The 18220-nt window shown below is 71.5% G+C and carries 17 protein-coding genes; 15 read left to right on the top strand and 2 right to left on the bottom strand.

Features of this window, described 5'->3' with window-relative positions:
• The 3 genes from ABD363_RS02340 to ABD363_RS02330 form a co-directional block, all read left to right on the top strand.
• The coding region (locus ABD363_RS02340; protein WP_344599633.1) for a glycosyltransferase family 2 protein at positions 1 to 1328 on the top strand (1328 nt) is incomplete at its 5' end.
• Positions 1325 to 2710, top strand: a complete 1386-nt coding sequence (locus ABD363_RS02335; protein WP_344599632.1) for an acyltransferase family protein — start codon at positions 1325 to 1327, stop codon at positions 2708 to 2710. The genes ABD363_RS02340 and ABD363_RS02335, both read left to right, overlap by 4 nt.
• 35 nt (positions 2711 to 2745) lie before the next feature.
• Entirely contained in the window at positions 2746 to 3441 is a 696-nt protein-coding gene (locus ABD363_RS02330) for a demethylmenaquinone methyltransferase (protein ID WP_344599631.1), read from the top strand.
• Between the two features lie 284 nt (positions 3442 to 3725).
• Here the strand turns inward: ABD363_RS02330 and ABD363_RS02325 are convergent, their stop codons facing one another.
• Positions 3726 to 4229 carry a GNAT family N-acetyltransferase gene (locus tag ABD363_RS02325; RefSeq protein WP_344599630.1) on the bottom strand — a complete coding sequence of 168 codons (504 nt, stop codon included), beginning with the start codon at positions 4227 to 4229 and terminating at the stop codon, positions 3726 to 3728.
• 97 nt (positions 4230 to 4326) lie between these two features.
• Here ABD363_RS02325 and ABD363_RS02320 point away from each other — a divergent pair, with 97 nt between their 5' ends.
• Positions 4327 to 5619 (top strand): geranylgeranyl reductase family protein, encoded by a 1293-nt coding sequence (locus ABD363_RS02320; RefSeq protein WP_344599629.1) that lies wholly within the window; start codon positions 4327 to 4329, stop codon positions 5617 to 5619.
• 89 nt (positions 5620 to 5708) lie between these two features.
• Here the strand turns inward: ABD363_RS02320 and ABD363_RS02315 are convergent, their stop codons facing one another.
• A complete protein-coding gene (locus tag ABD363_RS02315; protein WP_344599628.1) occupies positions 5709 to 6548 on the bottom strand; it encodes a C40 family peptidase in 840 nt (279 codons plus the stop codon).
• Positions 6549 to 7310: 762 nt separating this feature from the next.
• On the opposite strand from ABD363_RS02315, the gene ABD363_RS02310 reads away from it, so the two are divergent.
• Genes ABD363_RS02310 through nuoK form a run of 11 tightly spaced genes read left to right on the top strand, consistent with a single transcriptional unit; the run spans position 7311 to position 18220 of the window.
• Positions 7311 to 7670 carry an NADH-quinone oxidoreductase subunit A gene (locus ABD363_RS02310; RefSeq protein ID WP_003956195.1) on the top strand — a complete coding sequence of 120 codons (360 nt, stop codon included), beginning with the start codon at positions 7311 to 7313 and terminating at the stop codon, positions 7668 to 7670.
• Positions 7671 to 7685: 15 nt separating this feature from the next.
• Positions 7686 to 8240, top strand: a complete 555-nt coding sequence (locus tag ABD363_RS02305) for a NuoB/complex I 20 kDa subunit family protein (RefSeq protein WP_055635348.1) — start codon at positions 7686 to 7688, stop codon at positions 8238 to 8240.
• Positions 8237 to 8983: an NADH-quinone oxidoreductase subunit C gene (locus ABD363_RS02300; protein WP_344599627.1), complete on the top strand. Its 747-nt coding sequence runs from the start codon at positions 8237 to 8239 to the stop codon at positions 8981 to 8983. The genes ABD363_RS02305 and ABD363_RS02300 overlap by 4 nt, the downstream gene beginning before the upstream one ends.
• Positions 8980 to 10311 (top strand): NADH-quinone oxidoreductase subunit D, encoded by a 1332-nt coding sequence (locus ABD363_RS02295; protein WP_344599626.1) that lies wholly within the window; start codon positions 8980 to 8982, stop codon positions 10309 to 10311. Before ABD363_RS02300 ends, ABD363_RS02295 begins: the two co-directional genes overlap by 4 nt.
• A complete protein-coding gene (gene nuoE, locus ABD363_RS02290; protein WP_344599625.1) occupies positions 10308 to 11231 on the top strand; it encodes an NADH-quinone oxidoreductase subunit NuoE in 924 nt (307 codons plus the stop codon). The genes ABD363_RS02295 and nuoE overlap by 4 nt, the downstream gene beginning before the upstream one ends.
• Positions 11228 to 12574, top strand: coding sequence for an NADH-quinone oxidoreductase subunit NuoF (nuoF, locus tag ABD363_RS02285; RefSeq protein ID WP_344599624.1), 1347 nt, complete (start codon positions 11228 to 11230; stop codon positions 12572 to 12574). Before nuoE ends, nuoF begins: the two co-directional genes overlap by 4 nt.
• Positions 12571 to 15075, top strand: coding sequence for an NADH-quinone oxidoreductase subunit G (locus ABD363_RS02280; RefSeq protein WP_344599623.1), 2505 nt, complete (start codon positions 12571 to 12573; stop codon positions 15073 to 15075). The genes nuoF and ABD363_RS02280 overlap by 4 nt, the downstream gene beginning before the upstream one ends.
• Positions 15072 to 16451, top strand: a complete 1380-nt coding sequence (gene nuoH, locus ABD363_RS02275) for an NADH-quinone oxidoreductase subunit NuoH (RefSeq protein WP_344599622.1) — start codon at positions 15072 to 15074, stop codon at positions 16449 to 16451. Before ABD363_RS02280 ends, nuoH begins: the two co-directional genes overlap by 4 nt.
• Positions 16444 to 17085, top strand: a complete 642-nt coding sequence (gene nuoI / locus ABD363_RS02270) for an NADH-quinone oxidoreductase subunit NuoI (RefSeq protein WP_344599621.1) — start codon at positions 16444 to 16446, stop codon at positions 17083 to 17085. Before nuoH ends, nuoI begins: the two co-directional genes overlap by 8 nt.
• Entirely contained in the window at positions 17082 to 17924 is an 843-nt protein-coding gene (locus ABD363_RS02265; protein ID WP_344599620.1) for an NADH-quinone oxidoreductase subunit J, read from the top strand. Before nuoI ends, ABD363_RS02265 begins: the two co-directional genes overlap by 4 nt.
• Positions 17921 to 18220 (top strand): NADH-quinone oxidoreductase subunit NuoK, encoded by a 300-nt coding sequence (nuoK, locus tag ABD363_RS02260; protein WP_030778338.1) that lies wholly within the window; start codon positions 17921 to 17923, stop codon positions 18218 to 18220. The genes ABD363_RS02265 and nuoK overlap by 4 nt, the downstream gene beginning before the upstream one ends.

The following is an 18220-nucleotide window of genomic DNA, read 5'->3' as shown; positions in this document are numbered from 1 at the left end:
CATCCGGCGTCTCCCCCCTCCAGGCCGCCCACCGCGTGGCCACCGGCACCACCCTCTACGAGGGCAAGGCCCTCGTCGCGGCGGTCGCCGTCGCCGAGTGGACGGTGCCGGCGCTGTCGGCCGGGCTCATGGTCGTGGGCGTGGCCGTCATGGGGCGGTTCGGCATGATGCTGCTGCTGGCCCGCCGCCACCACCGGCTGCGCAACAAGCGCCGCTTCAGCTGGGGGCCGACGGTCACCCGGCCGGTGAGCGTGATCGTCCCGGCGTACAACGAGAAGGAGTGCATCGCCAACACCCTCCGGTCGCTGGCGCGGAGCACCCACCCGATCGAGATCCTCGTCGTCGACGACGGCTCCACGGACGGCACGTCCGAGATCGCGCGCAGCGCCGCGGAGTCCCTCGGCATGACGAACGTGCGCGTGATCCGCCAGGAGAACGCGGGCAAGCCGGCCGCGCTGAACAACGGTGTCCGCAGCGCCGGCCACGACATCGTCGTGATGATGGACGGCGACACCGTCTTCGAACCGGACACCGTGCGGCAGCTGGTGCAGCCGTTCGCCGACCCCGAGGTCGGCGCGGTCGCGGGCAACGCCAAGGTCGGCAACCGCGACACGGTCATCGGCGCCTGGCAGCACATCGAGTACGTGATGGGCTTCAACCTCGACCGGCGCATGTACGACCTGCTGCGCTGCATGCCGACGATCCCCGGCGCGATCGGCGCGTTCCGCCGCGAGGCGGTGCTCCAGGCCGGCGGCATGAGCGAGGACACCCTCGCCGAGGACACCGACATCACCATCGCCCTGCACCGGGCGGGCTGGCGGGTCGTCTACCAGGAGCACGCGCGCGCCTGGACCGAGGCGCCGGGATCGCTCAAGCAGCTGTGGTCGCAGCGCTACCGGTGGTCGTACGGCACCATGCAGGCGCTGTGGAAGCACCGCAGGTCCCTCACCGACCGCGGGCCCTCGGGGCGCTTCGGCCGGGTCGGCATGCCGCTGGTGGTGCTGTTCCAGGTCGTCACGCCGGTCCTCGCCCCGCTCATCGACGTGTTCACCGCCTACGCGATGATCTTCGTCGACTTCGAGGCGTCCCTGCTGGCCTGGCTGGCGGTGCTCGGCGTGCAGCTGTTCTGCGCGGCCTACGCCTTCCGCCTGGACCGCGAGAAGTACCGCTACCTGCTGATGCTGCCGCTCCAGCAGCTCGCCTACCGGCAGATGATGTACCTCGTCCTCATCCACTCCTGCGTCACCGCCCTCACCGGCGGCCGCCTGCGCTGGCAGAAGCTGAAACGCACCGGCGAGGTCGGCACGCCGGCGGGGGCGAGCCGATGAGCCGGGGGGCCGGTCAGCAGGGGCACGGGGACGAGGAGGGGCACGGGCACGGACACGGGCACGGGCACGGGCACGGACACGGGCACGGCGAGCAGGGCCGGGCGTACGGCCGGCCGCAGCCGTACCCACCACCGCAGCCGTACCCGCCGTCACAGCCGTACCCGCCACCGCAGCAGTACGCGCAGCCGCCGTACGCGTCGCACCCGTACGCCGACCGCGGACCGGCGGTGGCGGCGCCCGTGGAGACGACCGCGCCGCTGCCCGCGGTGGAGTCGGCGCCCGCACCGGAGCCCGACCCCACCGCGGATGCCGGGCCCGGGGCGGGCGCCGGGCCCGGTACGGCGGCGCCCGCCGGACGGGACCGCTACTTCGACACCCTGCGCGCCGTCGCCCTCGTGCGGGTCGTCACGTACCACACCTTCGGGTGGGCCTGGGCCGGGATGGTCTTCCCGTCCATGGGGATCATGTTCGGCCTGGCCGGGACCCTGATGGCGAAGTCGCTCCGGCGCCCGGCGCCGAAGGTGATCAGGAGCCGGCTGCGCCGGCTGCTGCCGCCCTTCTGGTTCTGGGGCGCCTTCGTGGTCGTCGCGATGCTGGTCCACGGCTGGATGCCGGGCCGGCAGATCGTCTACTGGATCGTGCCGCTCGGCGACCCGCCGGGCAACGCCTGGGGCGAGCAGGCCTGGGAGGTCCTGTGGTATCTGCGGACCTACCTGTGGTTCGTCCTGCTCTCGCCGCTGCTGCTGCGGGTGTTCCGGCTGGCGCCGGTGCCGGTGCTGCTGCTCTCCCTCGCACCGGCCGTGGTCCTCCAGTACGTCTGGCAGCCGCCGGACGACCGCTTCGGCACCGCGCTGCTGGACCTGGCGACTTACCTGTTCTGCTGGCTGCTCGGCTTCGCCCACCGCGACGGCGTGCTCCAGCGCCTGAAGCCCGCCGCCGTCACCGCGTTGTCGCTGGCCGCGCTCGCCTGCGGCGGCTGGTACGCCCTCGCCCACCGGGCCGAGTACGGCACCTACGACCTGGACGACATCCCGCTCGCGCAGGCCTTCTGGTCGGCCGGGTCCGTGACGCTGCTGATGTACGCCAAGGCCCGCCTCGGCATCGACTTCGCCGGGCTGGCCCGCCTGCGGCGGCTGGACCGGATCGTGACCGTGTTCAACGCGCGGGCCGTGACCGTCTACCTCTGGCACGAGATCGCGCTGGCCCTGGCCGTGCCGCTGATCGACCTGTGCTGGCAGGTGCCCGCGTTCGAGGCGCATCTGCCGCTGGACAGCCAGTGGTTCCTGTTCGGCGTCGGCTGGGTGCTGATCGCGGTGTTCGTCCTGGCGTGCGGGTGGGTCGAGGACGTGGCGGCGCGGAAGCGGCCGCGGCTCCTCCCGTGAGCGCCCGCCGGGGGCCGTCCTGCAAGAATGAGCGCGTGACCCGCGCATCCCTGGACAAGCAGCCGCACGAAGTCGCCTCGATGTTCGACGACGTGGCGGAACGGTACGACCTGACCAACGACGTGCTGTCCCTGGGGCAGGCCCGGCTGTGGCGCAGGGAGGTCGCGAAGGCGGTGGACGCGCGCCCGGCGCAGAAGATCCTCGACCTGGCCGCCGGCACGGCCACGTCCTCGCTGCCCTTCGCCCGCACCGGCGCCTACGTCGTCCCCTGCGACTTCTCCCTCGGGATGCTCCAGGTCGGCAAGGAGCGGCACGCCTGGCTGCCGTTCACCGCGGGCGACGCGACCCGGCTGCCCTTCCGGGACGGCGTCTTCGACGCCGTCACCATCTCCTTCGGGCTGCGCAACGTGCAGGACACCGACGCCGCCCTGCGCGAGATGCACCGGGTGACGCGGCCCGGCGGGCGCATCGTGATCTGCGAGTTCTCGCATCCGGTCTGGGCGCCGTTCCGCACCGTCTACACCGAGTACCTGATGCGCGCCCTGCCGCCGGTGGCGCGGGCCGTGTCGTCCAACCCCGACGCGTACGTCTACCTCGCCGAGTCCATCCGCGCCTGGCCCGACCAGCCCGCCCTGGCCGAGCGGCTGCACCGGGCCGGCTGGTCGAGGGTGGCCTGGCGGAACCTGACCGGCGGAGTGGTGGCCCTGCACCGGGGGTTCAAGGCGGCCTGAGCCGGACCGGCACCGGGCCGCACCGGACGACCCGCTTGCGGCGGCCCGGCGCGCGGGCGGCGCGGCTCAGGGCGGGCCGAGGACGGCGTGCGGGCCCGGGCCCGGTTCGGCCGATTCCCGCCGGAGCCCGCTCCCGGGCGGGCCGGGCGGGCGCGGCACGCGCCCTTCGGGTGTCCCGGGTGTCGGACGCACGGACGTCACCCCCAGCGGTACGGGCGGAGCAGCCCCGCGCCGTACCGGCCGGAAGCGTCCCGTGGCTTTCCGGGACGGACGCTCACCGGCCGTCACAGGTCGAGCCGGTAGCAGTGCCCCTCCCGCCCCGTCGGCGTCCGGTAGACCTCGGCGAGGCGCATGCCCAGCCGCCGGGTCACCGCGATCGAACGGGCGTTGCGGGCGTCGACCATCGCCACCACGCCCGGCACGTCCGCCGCGCGGACCCGCTCCAGCGTCCGGTGCGCGGCCGCCGTGACGTACCCCTTGCCCCAGTGCGCGCGCCCGAGCCGCCAGCCGATCTCGATCTCGCCGGCGGGGCCCCAGGCGCGCTCCCACGGCTGGGCGCCCGTGAAGCCGACGACCTCGCCGGACTCGTCGAGCACGGTCCACAGGCAGAACCCGAGCTGCGCGTCGTGCCGGCGCTGACGGGCGGTGAGCTCCTCGTAGACGGACAGGTCGGCCGGCCGGCCGCCGTGGAACTCCATGACGTCCGGGTCGGCGAAGATCCGGTGCCAGGCGACGGCGTCCTCGTCGGTGGGGACGCGCAACCGCACGGCGGGGAGAGCTCGGTTCACGGGGGCAGCCCTTCAGCCGGTGATCGGTACCGCTGAATAGACTGCCCCTGTCCAGTGCCGGTCGGCACGCAGAATTCGAACTTGGGGAGATCCCGCCGTGACCGTCGTGACCGAGCCCCTCTCCGAGACCACCGCCGACGTGATCGTCGTCGGCGCGGGGCCAGCCGGCTCCACGACCGCGTACCACCTCGCCCGGGCCGGGCTCGACGTCCTCCTGCTGGAGAAGACCGAGTTCCCGCGGGAGAAGGTGTGCGGCGACGGGCTCACCCCGCGCGCGGTCAAGCAGCTCGTGGCGATGGGCATCGACGTCTCCGAGGAGGCCGGCTGGCTGCGCAACAAGGGCCTGCGCATCATCGGCGGCGGGGTGCGCCTGCAGCTGGACTGGCCCGACCTCGCCTCCTTCCCCGACTACGGCCTGGTCCGCAAGCGCGACGACTTCGACGAGCAACTCGCCCGCCAGGCGCAGAAGGCGGGCGCCCGGCTGTACGAGCGCTGCAACGTGGGTGCGCCCGTCGTCGACGACCGGACGGGACGCATCACCGGCGTGCGCGCCAAGCTGGGCGAGGACAAGCGCGAGGTCACCTTCCACGCGCCGCTGGTCGTCGCCGCCGACGGCAACTCCACCCGGCTGTCCCTGGCGATGGGCCTGCACCGCCGGGAGGACCGCCCGATGGGCGTCGCGGTCCGGACGTACTTCACCTCGCCGCGCCACGACGACGACTACCTGGAGTCCTGGCTGGAGCTGTGGGACCGGCGCGGCCCGCAGGACCGCCTGCTGCCCGGCTACGGCTGGATCTTCGGCATGGGCGACGGCACGTCCAACGTCGGCCTGGGCGTCCTCAACACCTCGGCCTCCTTCAAGGAGCTGGACTGGCGGGAGGTGCTGAAGGCCTGGTGCGCGTCCATGCCCGAGGACTGGGGCTACACGCCGGAGAACATGACGGGCCCGATCCGCGGCGCCGCCCTGCCCATGGCCTTCAACCGCCAGCCCCACTACACCCGCGGCCTGCTGCTGGTCGGCGACGCCGGCGGCCTGGTGAACCCCTTCAACGGCGAGGGCATCGCCTACGCCATGGAGTCCGGGCAGCTCGCCGCCGACGTCATCGTCCAGGCCCACGCGCGCGCGACGCCGGCCCAGCGCGAGACGGCCCTGCAGCGCTACCCGCGCGTCCTGAAGGACACCTACGGCGGCTACTACACCCTCGGCCGCGCCTTCGTGAAGCTCATCAGCAACCCGAAGGTCATGCAGATCGCGGCCCAGCGGGGACTCACGCACCCGCTTTTGATGAAGTTCACCCTCAAGCTGCTCGCCAACCTCACGGATCCCACCGGCGGCGACGCGATGGACCGCATCATCAACGGGCTCAGCAAGGTGGCGCCCAAGGCGTGACGCCGCCCGGCGCGGCTCGCCCCGGGCACGACGGAAGGGCCGCTGCCCCCGAGCGGCGGCGGCCCCTCACTCCGTGCGGCGGTCCCGGCTCAGAGCACGCGCACCGCGCCCGTGGCCGGGTAGCCGGACAGGTCCTGGACGACGACGCCCTTGGACGGGTTGGCCGCGTCCAGGTACTGGCCGTTGCCGATGTAGACGCCCACGTGGTAGGCGGAGCCCTTGGCGCCCCAGTAGAGGATGTCGCCGACCTGCAGGTCGGACATCGAGACCTCGGTGCCGACCATCGACTGGTCCTGCGAGACGCGCGGCAGGTCCACACCGACCTGCTTGAACGCGGCCTGCACCAGGCTGGAGCAGTCCCAGGCGTTCGGCCCGGTGGCGCCCATGACGTAGGCGTCGCCCACCTGCGCCCTGAGGAAGGACACGACGGTCGCGACGCTGCCGCCGGACGGCGCGGACACGGTCGCCGCCGTGGTGGCGGTGGCGGTGGCGCCGAGGGCGGCCCGCTCCGCGTCACGCGCGGCCCGCTCGGCGGCGGCCTTGCGGGCCTCCTCCGCGGCCTTCTTCCGGGCCTCCGCCTTCTTCTTCGCCTCGGCGAGGTCCGCCTCGGCCTCCTTGGCGGCCTTGGCGGCCGCCGCGTCACGCTCGGCCTGCAGCTGGTAGTCCGCGGCCGCCTGCTCCGTGGCGAGCGCGGACTCGGCGACCTGAGCGGTCAGGTCGGCCGTCAGGGTGGGCAGTTCAAGGGTCTGCGTCACCGGCTCGGCGGCGTTCGCCGAACCGGACGCCCCGGCCACTGCCAGGGTGCTGAGGACGCCACCGGCAACTCCGGCGCGCATCGCGGCGGTGGGCGCGCTGCGGCGGGGCTTCCGGTGGCTGCGTATGTGAGCGGTGTGGGACATGGGACCAACCGGTATCAGGGGCTCCTCCATATCTTCAAGGAACGTGTGGTGCGCCACAGTTGTCCGGACGGGGCCCCGAACCCCGCGTACGGCCCTCCGCACTGACGTCGTAACGGACATTGCGGGCGCGGTGCGACCCACCTGTGATCTCGGACTTTGATCATTTCGTCCGAATTGCTCCCCGCTTACCACTGGTTGAGGCAGTTGGCCAAGCCTCCTTCCCGGACGCCGCCGGCGCGTGTGACAGAGGTCACGGAACGGTTGCCGTCGCGGCCGCGTCAGGGGCCCGGCTCCGGATCGGGTCCGCTCGTGAACGCGCGCACGCGTCCACGCCGCGCCGCGGTCCTCCTTCCGGTGCGTGAATCCGTCCCATTATCAGAAGATCCCGCCCGCTGCCAATTTGCATGCAAGGGAAGCATCTTGATATGGAGACGCCCCTTCGCACCCCTCCTGGCCAGCGAAGACGAGGGAAAATGTCACCTCTGGTGATCACTCGGATGCTTATCGTGTGAAGATCACCGCTCATCCGGCTTCATGATCCTTCGTCAGGTGGTGGAGATCACAAAGCTTGTGCGATACCCCGTGTCGCAGATCACAGAGCGGCAGGCATAAGATGCGAGGCAGTTGGGCTTGTGACCTGCTTCACATGTTCGCGATCTTCGCCGGGACGAGCGGGGCTCGTGGGACTGCCGAGGCGGTTGCGGGCCCGGTGCGACCTCCCCCAAGGTCTCTGCTTCGCTCGACCAGGGGGGACTCCATGCAGTCAGTGCCGACTGAGAGGAGCGAGGAGCGGTGAACGCGTATGCGCCCATCCTCGTACTGGGAGCCCTCGGGGCAGGCTTTGCGATCTTCTCCGTGGTCATGGCCACGCTGATCGGTCCGAAGCGGTACAACCGCGCCAAGCTCGAAGCCTACGAGTGCGGTATCGAGCCGACCCCCACGCCGGCCGGCGGCGGGCGTTTCCCCATCAAGTACTACCTGACGGCGATGCTCTTCATCGTCTTCGACATCGAGATCGTCTTCCTCTACCCCTGGGCCGTCAGCTTCGACGCCCTGGGGCTTTTCGGGCTCGTGGAGATGCTGCTCTTCGTGCTCACCGTCTTCGTCGCCTACGCGTACGTGTGGCGGCGCGGCGGCCTGGAATGGGACTGAGGGGCTTTTTACGTCATGGGACTCGAAGAAAAGCTGCCGAGCGGTTTCCTGCTGACCACCGTCGAGCAGGCCGCGGGCTGGGTGCGCAAGGCGTCCGTCTTCCCCGCCACGTTCGGCCTCGCCTGCTGCGCCATCGAGATGATGACCACCGGCGCGGGCCGCTACGACCTGGCGCGCTTCGGCATGGAGGTCTTCCGCGGCTCGCCGCGCCAGGCGGACCTGATGATCGTCGCGGGCCGGGTGAGCCAGAAGATGGCGCCGGTGCTGCGCCAGGTCTACGACCAGATGCCGAACCCCAAGTGGGTGATCTCCATGGGGGTCTGCGCCTCCTCCGGCGGCATGTTCAACAACTACGCCATCGTCCAGGGCGTCGACCACATCGTCCCGGTCGACATCTACCTCCCCGGCTGCCCGCCACGGCCGGAGATGCTGATGGACGCCATTCTCAAGCTCCATCACAAGATCCAGAACTCCAAGCTCGGCGTGAACGCCGAGGAGGCGGCCCGCGAGGCGGAGGAGGCGGCGCTCAAGGCCCTGCCGACGATCGAGATGAAGGGGCTGCTGCGGTGAGCGACGCCCACAAGGACACGGACGGTGTGAACCCCGAGAAGGCGCTGTCCGCCGAGAACCTCCCGGGCCGACGGGGCCAGGGCGGCGAGGAGATCCGCGTCCAGCGCGGCATGTTCGGCGCGAACAACGGCGGCGACACCTCCGGCTACGGCGGACTGGTGCGCTCGGTCCGGCTCCCGGGACCGGCGAGCAGGCCCTACGGCGGCTGGTTCGACGAGGTCGCCGACGAACTGGAGGGCGCCCTGGAGGAGCAGGGCCTGCTGCCCGCGAACGCCCTGGAGAAGACGGTCGTCGACCGCGGCGAGCTCACCTTCCACGTCGAACGCGAGCACCTGGTCCGCGTCGCCAGGACCCTGCGCGACGACCCGGCCCTGCGCTTCGAACTGTGCACCGGCGTCAGCGGCGTCCACTACCCGAACGACAGGGGACGCGAGCTGCACGCCGTCTACCACCTGCGGTCGATCACCCACAACCGGCTGATCCGCCTGGAGGTGAGCTGCCCCGACGGCGACCCGCACATCCCGTCGCTGGTCCCGGTCTACCCGACCAACGACTGGCACGAGCGCGAGACGTACGACTTCTTCGGCATCGTCTTCGACGGCCACCCGGCCCTGACGCGGATCATGATGCCGGACGACTGGCAGGGCCACCCGCAGCGCAAGGACTACCCCCTCGGCGGCATCCCCGTCGAGTACAAGGGCGCCCAGATCCCGGCTCCGGACCAGCGGAGGTCGTACTCATGAGCACGCACACCCCTTCCTCGGCCTCCGCCCGCGAGACCACCGAGGGCACCGTCTACACGGTCACCGGCGGCGACTGGGACGAGGTCGTCGAGTCCGCGGCCCGCGCCGACGACGAGCGCATCGTCGTCAACATGGGCCCGCAGCACCCCTCCACGCACGGCGTGCTCCGCCTGATCCTGGAGATCGAGGGCGAGACCGTCACCGAGGCCCGCTGCGGCATCGGCTACCTGCACACCGGCATCGAGAAGAACCTCGAGTACCGGACGTGGACCCAGGGCACCACGTTCGTGACGCGCATGGACTACCTGACGCCGTTCTTCAACGAGACGGCGTACTGCCTCGCGGTCGAGAAGCTCCTCGGCATCGAGGACCAGGTCCCGGACCGGGCCACGGTCATCCGCGTGCTGCTGATGGAGCTGAACCGGCTCTCCTCCCACCTGGTGTGCATCGCCACCGGCGGCATGGAGCTCGGCGCCACCACGATCATGATCTACGGCTTCCGGGACCGCGAGCTGATCCTCGACATCTACGAGCTCATCACGGGCCTGCGGATGAACCACGCGTACATCCGCCCCGGCGGACTCGCCCAGGACCTGCCGCCCGGCGCGGTGGACCGGATCCGCGAGTTCGTGAAGAAGATGAAGAAGAACCTCCCGGAGTACGACAAGCTCGCCACCGGGAACCCCATCTTCAAGGCCCGCATGCAGGACATCGGCTACCTCGACCTGGCCGGCTGCATGGCCCTCGGCGTCACCGGCCCGATCCTGCGCTCCACCGGCCTGCCGCACGACCTGCGCAAGGCCCAGCCGTACTGCGGCTACGAGACGTACGACTTCGACGTCCCGACCGCCGACACCTGCGACGCCTACGGCCGCTTCCTGATCCGACTGGAGGAGATGCGCCAGTCGCTCAGGATCGTCGAGCAGTGCCTGGACCGGCTCCAGCCCGGCCCGGTCATGGTCGCCGACAAGAAGATCGCCTGGCCCGCCCAGCTCGCCCTGGGGCCGGACGGACTGGGCAACTCCCTCGACCACATCAAGAAGATCATGGGCACCTCCATGGAGGCCCTGATCCACCACTTCAAGCTGGTCACCGAGGGTTTCCGCGTACCGCCGGGACAGGCGTACGCGGCGGTCGAGTCGCCCAAGGGCGAACTCGGGGTGCACGCCGTGTCCGACGGCGGCACCCGCCCCTACCGGGTCCACTTCCGCGACCCGTCCTTCACCAACCTGCAGGCCATGGCGGCGATGTGCGAGGGCGGCCAGGTCGCCGACGTCATCGTCGCCGTCGCGTCCATCGACCCCGTGATGGGAGGCGTCGACCGGTGACCACCAGTTCCTCGGAGCGGGGCGTCAGCCTGGGCATGCCGGAACTGCCCGCGCCCGACTACCCGGACGACGTCCGGGCCCGGCTGGAGGCGGACGCGCGCGAGATCATCGCCCGCTACCCGGACTCCCGGTCCGCCCTCCTGCCGATGCTGCACCTGGTGCAGTCGGAGGAGGGGCACGTCACACGCACCGGAATGCGATTCTGCGCGGAGACGCTCGGCCTGACCACGGCCGAGGTCACCGCGGTCGCCACCTTCTACACCATGTACCGGCGCAAGCCCTCCGGCGACTACCAGGTGGGGGTGTGCACCAACACGCTGTGCGCGGTGCTGGGCGGCGACGCGATCTTCGAGACCCTCCAGGAGCACCTGGGCGTCGGCAACGGCGAGACCACCGACGACGGCAAGGTCACCCTGGAGCACATCGAGTGCAACGCGGCCTGCGACTACGCGCCGGTCGTGATGGTCAACTGGGAGTTCTTCGACAACCAGACCCCGGCGAGCGCCAAGCGGCTCGTCGACGACCTGCGCGCGGGCCGGCCGGTCTCACCGACGCGCGGGGCGCCCCTGTGCACCTTCAAGGAGACCGCCCGGATCCTGGCGGGCTTCCCCGACGAGCGGGAAGGGGCCGTGGAGGCCGGCGGCAGCGCGGGACCCGCGTCACTGGTGGGCCTGCGCCTGGCCCGGGGCGAGAGCGCACCCGCGCGCGTGGTGCACCCGCGGGACGGCGGACCGCACGACGAACCGCAGGACCGGGCGGTGCACCAGCCGTCACCGGCGGAACACCTCAGCTCGCACGACGCGCCCCAGGACACCTCGGCCTCCGACCCCGCCCACCCGTCACCCACCACCCCGGACGGAGGGGCTCCGCCCCGCCCATCCGACGGGGCGGGTCCTGCCGCCGAGGAGGGGAAGCGATGACCTCGGCAACCGAGATCAAGGACACCAGCCCGGAGAAGCTGCTCGCACCCGTGCTGTCGGCCTTCTGGGACGAGGACAGGTCCTGGACGCTGGACGTGTACCGAAGGCACGGAGGATACGAGGGACTCCGCAAGGCGCTGGCCATGGAGCCGGACGACGTGATCGCGTACGTCAAGGACTCCGGCCTGCGGGGCCGCGGCGGCGCCGGCTTCCCGACCGGGATGAAGTGGCAGTTCATCCCCCAGGGAGACGGCAAGCCGCACTACCTCGTCGTCAACGCCGACGAGTCGGAGCCCGGCACCTGCAAGGACATCCCGCTCCTGTTCGCGAACCCGCACAGCCTCGTCGAGGGCATCGTCATCGCGTGCCACGCCATCAGGTCGTCGCACGCCTTCATCTACCTGCGGGGCGAAGTCGTCCCCGTCCTGCGGCGGCTGCACTCGGCCGTGCGCGAGGCGTACGCGGCGGGCTACCTCGGCAGGAACATCCTGGGCAGCGGACTCGACCTCGACATCACCGTGCACGCGGGCGCGGGCGCGTACATCTGCGGCGAGGAGACCGCGCTGCTGGACTCGCTCGAGGGCCGTCGCGGCCAGCCGCGGCTGCGTCCCCCCTTCCCCGCCGTCGCGGGCCTGTACGCGTGCCCGACCGTGGTGAACAACGTCGAGTCGATCGCGTCGGTCCCCGCCATCCTGCGCAACGGCAAGGAATGGTTCAGGTCGATGGGCAGCGAGAAGTCCCCCGGCTTCACGCTCTACTCGCTCAGCGGCCACGTGGCCAACCCCGGCCAGTACGAGGCCCCGCTCGGCATCACGCTGCGCCAGCTGCTCGACATGAGCGGCGGCATGCGGCCCGGCCACCGGCTGAAGTTCTGGACGCCGGGCGGCTCCTCCACGCCGATGTTCACCGACGAGCACCTCGACGTCCCCCTCGACTACGAGGGCGTCGGCGCCGCCGGGTCCATGCTCGGCACCAAGGCCCTGCAGTGCTTCGACGAGACGACCTGCGTCGTCCGCGCCGTCACCCGCTGGACCGAGTTCTACGCCCACGAGTCCTGCGGCAAGTGCACGCCCTGCCGCGAAGGCACGTACTGGCTGGTGCAGCTGTTGCGCGACATCGAGGCCGGCAAGGGACGGACGTCCGACCTCGACAAGCTCGCCGACATCGCCGACAACATCAACGGCAAGTCCTTCTGCGCCCTCGGCGACGGCGCCGCCTCGCCGATCTTCTCCTCGCTCAAGTACTTCCGCGAGGAGTACGAGCAGCACATCACGGGCCGCGGCTGTCCCTTCGACCCGGCCAAGTCGACGGCCTGGGCCGACCGAACGGAGGTGAACGCATGACGGTGACCACGAGCGCTCCCTCCGGGGGCGGCCAGGCGGCCATCCCGCCGGAGGACCTCGTCACGCTGACGATCGACGGCATCGAGATCAGCGTGCCCAAGGGCACCCTGGTCATCCGGGCCGCCGAACAGCTCGGCATCGAGATCCCCCGGTTCTGCGACCACCCCCTCCTCGACCCGGCCGGCGCCTGCCGCCAGTGCATCGTCGAGGTCGAGGGCCAGCGCAAGCCCATGGCCTCCTGCACCATCACCTGCACGGACGGGATGGTGGTGAAGACCCACCTCACCTCGCCCGTCGCCGAGAAGGCCCAGAAGGGGGTGATGGAGCTCCTGCTCATCAACCACCCGCTGGACTGCCCGGTCTGCGACAAGGGCGGCGAGTGCCCGCTGCAGAACCAGGCGATGTCGCACGGCAACGCCGAGTCCCGCTTCGAGGGCAGGAAGCGGACGTACGCCAAGCCCGTGCCGATCTCCCCGCAGGTCCTGCTGGACCGCGAGCGGTGCGTGCTGTGCGCCCGCTGCACCCGGTTCTCCACCCAGGTCGCGGGCGACCCGATGATCGAACTGCTGGAACGCGGCGCGCTCCAGCAGGTCGGCACCGGCGAGGGCGACCCCTTCGAGTCGTACTTCTCCGGCAACACCATCCAGATCTGCCCGGTGGGCGCGCTGACCTCGGCGGCGTACCGCTTCCGCTCCCGCCCCTTCGACCTCGTCTCCTCGCCGTCGGTGTGCGAGCACTGCTCCGGCGGCTGCGCCACCCGCACGGACCACCGGCGCGGCAAGGTGATGCGGCGGCTCGCCGCGCACGACCCCGAGGTCAACGAGGAGTGGCTCTGCGACAAGGGCCGGTTCGCGTTCCGCTACGCGCAGCTGCGCGACCGCCTCGACACACCGCTCGTCCGCGACGCCGAGGGCGAGCTGCGGCCGGCCTCCTGGCCGGAGGCGCTGCAGATCGCCGCCCAGGGCCTGCTGGCCTGCCGCGGCCGGACCGGCGTCCTCACCGGCGGCCGGCTCACCGTGGAGGACGCGTACGCGTACAGCAAGTTCGCGCGCGTGGCGCTCGACACCAACGACATCGACTTCCGCGCGCGCGTGCACAGCGGCGAGGAGGCCGACTTCCTGGCCGCCCGGATCGCCGGACGCGGCCGCGACCTCGACGGCACGGGCGTCACCTACACCGCCCTGGAGAAGGCGCCGGCCGTCCTGCTGGTCGGGTTCGAGGCCGAGGAGGAGGCGCCCGGCGTCTTCCTGCGGCTGCGCAAGGCCTGGCGCAAGCACGGGCAGAAGGTGTTCGCCCTGGCCACGCACGCCACCCGGGGCCTGCAGAAGGCGGGCGGCACGCTGCTGCCGGCCGCGCCGGGCACCGAGACCGAGTGGCTGGACGCGCTCGTGAACGGCACCGGCCTGGCGGACGAGGGCGCCGCGGCCGCCGAGGCGCTGCGCACCGAGGGCGCGGTGATCGTCGTCGGCGAGCGGCTGGCCGGGGTGGCGGGCGGCCTGACCGCCGCCGTACGGGCCGCCGCCGCGACCGGCGCCCGGCTGGCGTGGATCCCGCGCCGGGCCGGTGAGCGCGGCGCCGTCGAGGCCGGCGCGCTGCCGTCGCTGCTGCCGGGCGGACGCCCGGCCACCGACCCGCGCGCGCGGGAGGAGGTCGCCGCCGTCTGGGGCGTCGCGGACCTGCCGCACCGCTACGGCCGCGACACCGGCCAGATCATCGAGGCCGCCGCGCGCGGGGAGCTCCAGGCGCTGCTGGTGGCCGGCGTGGAGATCGCCGACCTGCCCGACCCGGCACGCGCGCGTGCGGCGCTCGACGAGGTCGGCTTCCTGGTGTCGCTGGAGCTGCGGCCCGGCGAGGTCACCCGCCGCGCCGACGTGGTGCTGCCGGTCGCCGCGGTCGCCGAGAAGGCCGGCACCTTCCTCAACTGGGAGGGACGGGTGCGGTTCTTCGAGGCCGCGCTCAAGCCCGACCAGGCGACCCGCCGCGTGGCGCCCACCGACGGGCGGGTGCTGCAGATGCTCGCCGACGCCATGGACGTGCACCTGGGCCTGCCGGACCTGCGCACCACGCGCGCGGAGATCGACCGGCTCGGCGCCTGGGGCGGGCCGCCGGCCGCGGCCCCCCGGGAGACGGCGGGCACGCTGCCGCGGCCGGCCGCCGGGGAGGCCGTGCTCGCCGGGCACCGGCTGCTGCTCGACCAGGGCGTCCTGCAGGAGGGCGACGAGGCGCTCGCCGGCACCCGGCACGCCGCCCGCGCGCGCGTGTCGCCCGCCACGGCCGCCGAGGTGGGCGTGCAGGACGGCGACGTCCTCGCCGTGACCGGACCCGCCGGGGTCGCCGAACTCCCGCTGGAGATCACCGAGATGCCCGACCGGGTGGTCTGGCTGCCGCTGAACTCGGCCAGCTCGGGCGTCGCCTCCGACACCGGGGCGCTGCCCGGCTCCCTCGTCCGCATCGGCCCGGCGGCCCCGGCCGGCGAGGCCCCCCAGGAGGTGGAGGCATGAGCCCGTACCTCGCCGCGGAAGACCTCTCGATGTTCGGCCGCGACCCCTGGTGGCTGGTCGTCGTCAAGGCGGTGTTCTGCTTCGCCTTCCTGATGGTGACCGTGCTGATCTCCATCGTGATGGAGCGCAAGGTCGTCGCCTGGATGCAGCTGCGCGTCGGACCCAACCGGCACGGCCCCTGGGGCATGCTCCAGTCGCTCGCCGACGGCGTGAAGCTGATGCTCAAGGAGGACATCGTCGTCCGGCGCGCGGACAAGGTGGTGTACGTCCTCGCGCCGATCGTGGCGGCCGTCCCGGCCTTCATGGCGATCGCGGTGATCCCCTTCGGCCCGGCCGGCAACGAGATCTCGGTCTTCGGCCAGCGCACCACGATGCAGCTCACCGACCTGCCGATCGCGATGCTGTACATCCTCGCGGTCGCCTCGGTCGGCATCTACGGCATCGTGCTGGCGGGCTGGAGCTCCGGCTCGACGTACCCCCTGCTGGGCGGCCTGCGCTCCTGCGCGCAGATGATCTCCTACGAGATCGCCATGGGCGCCGCGTTCGCCTCCGTCTTCCTCTACTCCGGGTCGATGTCGACGTCGACGATCGTCGAGCAGCAGACCGACCGCTGGTACGTCCTGCTGCTGCCGGTCTCCTTCCTCCTCTACATCGTGACGATGGTGGGCGAGACCAACCGCGCCCCCTTCGACATGCCGGAGTCCGAGGGCGACCTGGTCGGCGGCTTCAACACCGAGTACTCGTCGATCAAGTTCGCGATGTTCATGCTCGCCGAGTACATCAACATGGTGACGGTCTCGGCCGTCGCGACCACCCTCTTCCTCGGCGGCTGGCGGGCCCCGTGGCCGGTCAGCACGTTCTGGGAGGGCGCGAACCACGGCTGGTGGCCGCTGCTGTGGTTCACCGCCAAGGTCGTGCTGCTGCTGTTCTTCTTCGTCTGGCTGCGCGGCACGCTCCCGCGGGTCCGCTACGACCAGCTGATGAAGCTCGGCTGGAAGGTCCTCATCCCGGTCTCCCTGGTGTGGCTGATGCTCGTCGCGAGCATCCGGGCCCTCAGGAACGAGGGCTACGACTTCGCCGACATCGCCTTCTACGTCGCCGCCGCCGTCCTCGCCCTGCTGCTGCTCTCCTTCGTCGCCGACATGTTCCGCGACCGGGCCGGGCGGGCCGAGCGGCCCGCGGAGCAGCCGCCCACCGCCTTCGACCCGATGGCGGGCGGATTCCCCGTGCCGCCGCTGCCCGGACAGGAACTGCCGCCGGTGCCCCGGCGCCGGCCGCGCCGGGACCGGGAGCTGATCGTCAGTGGCGGGACTGATACTCACCGTGACGGACCCCTGGGTGGATCCGCGGAGGGAAAGGAGGCGTCCGATGGCTGAGGAGCCCAAGGAGACCGAGCCCGGTTTCCTGAACCCCGTGGCCGGCTTCGGCGTGACCTTCAAGGCCATGTTCAAGAAGCGGCTCACCGAGCAGTACCCGGAGCAGAAGAAGACCACCGCTCCGCGCTTCCACGGACGGCACCAGCTCAACCGCCATCCGGACGGTCTGGAGAAGTGCGTCGGCTGCGAGCTGTGCGCCTGGGCCTGCCCCGCCGACGCGATCTACGTCGAGGGCGCGGACAACACCGACGAGGAGCGCTACTCCCCGGGCGAGCGGTACGGCCGCGTCTACCAGATCAACTACGCCCGCTGCATCCTGTGCGGCCTGTGCATCGAGGCGTGCCCCACCCGGGCGCTGACGATGACCAACGAGTTCGAGCTGGCGGACTCCAGCCGCGCCGACCTCATCTACACCAAGGAGCAGCTGCTCGCCGGTCTGGAGGAGGGCATGGTCGAGCCGCCGCACGCGATGTACCCGGGCACGGACGAGCAGGACTACTACCGGGGCCTGGTCACCGAGGCCGCGCCCGGCACGGTCCGCCAGGACGCCCGCTCCCAGGGCGAGGTCGTCCAGGAGGCCGACTCCACCTTCGGCGGGACCGAGCCGGCCTCGAAGAAGGTGATCGGCCGATGACCGCCCAGCTCGCCGCCTACACCACCTCCACCGGAGAGGCCGTCCAGTTCTGGGTCCTCGGCACGGTCGCCGTGATCGGCGCCCTGTGCACCGTCCTCATGAAGAAGGCCGTGCACAGCGCGCTCTGCCTCGCCGGAACCATGATCGTCCTGGCGGTGTTCTACCTCGCCAACGGCGCCTACTTCCTGGGCGTCGTGCAGATCGTCGTCTACACCGGCGCGATCATGATGCTGTTCCTGTTCGTGGTGATGCTCGTCGGCGTCACCGCGGCGGACTCCCTGAAGGAGACCATCAGGGGCCAGCGCTGGCTGGCCCTGCTGTGCGGGCTCGGCTTCGGCATCCTGCTGATCGGGGGCATCGGCAACGCCTCCCTCAGGGAGTTCGACGGCCTCGGCCAGGCCAACGCGGGCGGCAACGTGGAGGGCATCGCCGCCCTGCTCTTCACCCGGTACGTCTTCGCGTTCGAGATCACCGGCGCCCTGCTCATCACGGCCGCGGTCGGCGCCATGGTGCTCACCCACCGTGAGCGCACCGAACGCGCCAGGACCCAGCGGGAGCTGGCTGAGCAGCGCGTCCGGGAAGGCGCCCACCTCCCGCCGCTGCCGGCGCCCGGCGTGTACGCCCGGCACAACGCCGTGGACATCGCGGGCCTGCTGCCCGACGGCACCCCGTCCGAGCTCACCGTCAACAAGACGCTGCGCGAACGCGGCCAGATCCGGGACGTGTCCCAGGAGGCGCTCAACGACCTGCGGGCCCTGGAACAGCGCGCGGAGGAACGCCTGGAGCGCAGGGCCGTCGAGCCGGCGACCTTCAAGCGGCCCGAGGAGGCGTCGAAGTGAACCCGGTCAACTACCTCTACCTCGCGGCCCTGCTGTTCACGATCGGCGCCACCGGCGTGCTGATCCGGCGCAACGCGATCGTCGTGTTCATGTGCGTCGAGCTGATGCTCAACGCCTGCAACCTCGCGTTCGTCGCCTTCTCCCGGATGCACGGCAACCTCGACGGCCAGATCATCGCGTTCTTCACGATGGTCGTCGCCGCCGCGGAGGTCGTCGTCGGGCTCGCGATCATCGTGTCCCTGTTCCGTACCCGCCACTCGGCCTCGGTCGACGACGCCAGCCTGATGAAGCTGTAA

The organism is Streptomyces glaucus (assembly GCF_039533365.1).
In the GTDB taxonomy this organism is placed as follows: domain Bacteria; phylum Actinomycetota; class Actinomycetes; order Streptomycetales; family Streptomycetaceae; genus Streptomyces; species Streptomyces glaucus.
Note: the sequence above shows the minus strand (reverse complement) of the source record. Positions and strands in the feature narration are given on the sequence as shown.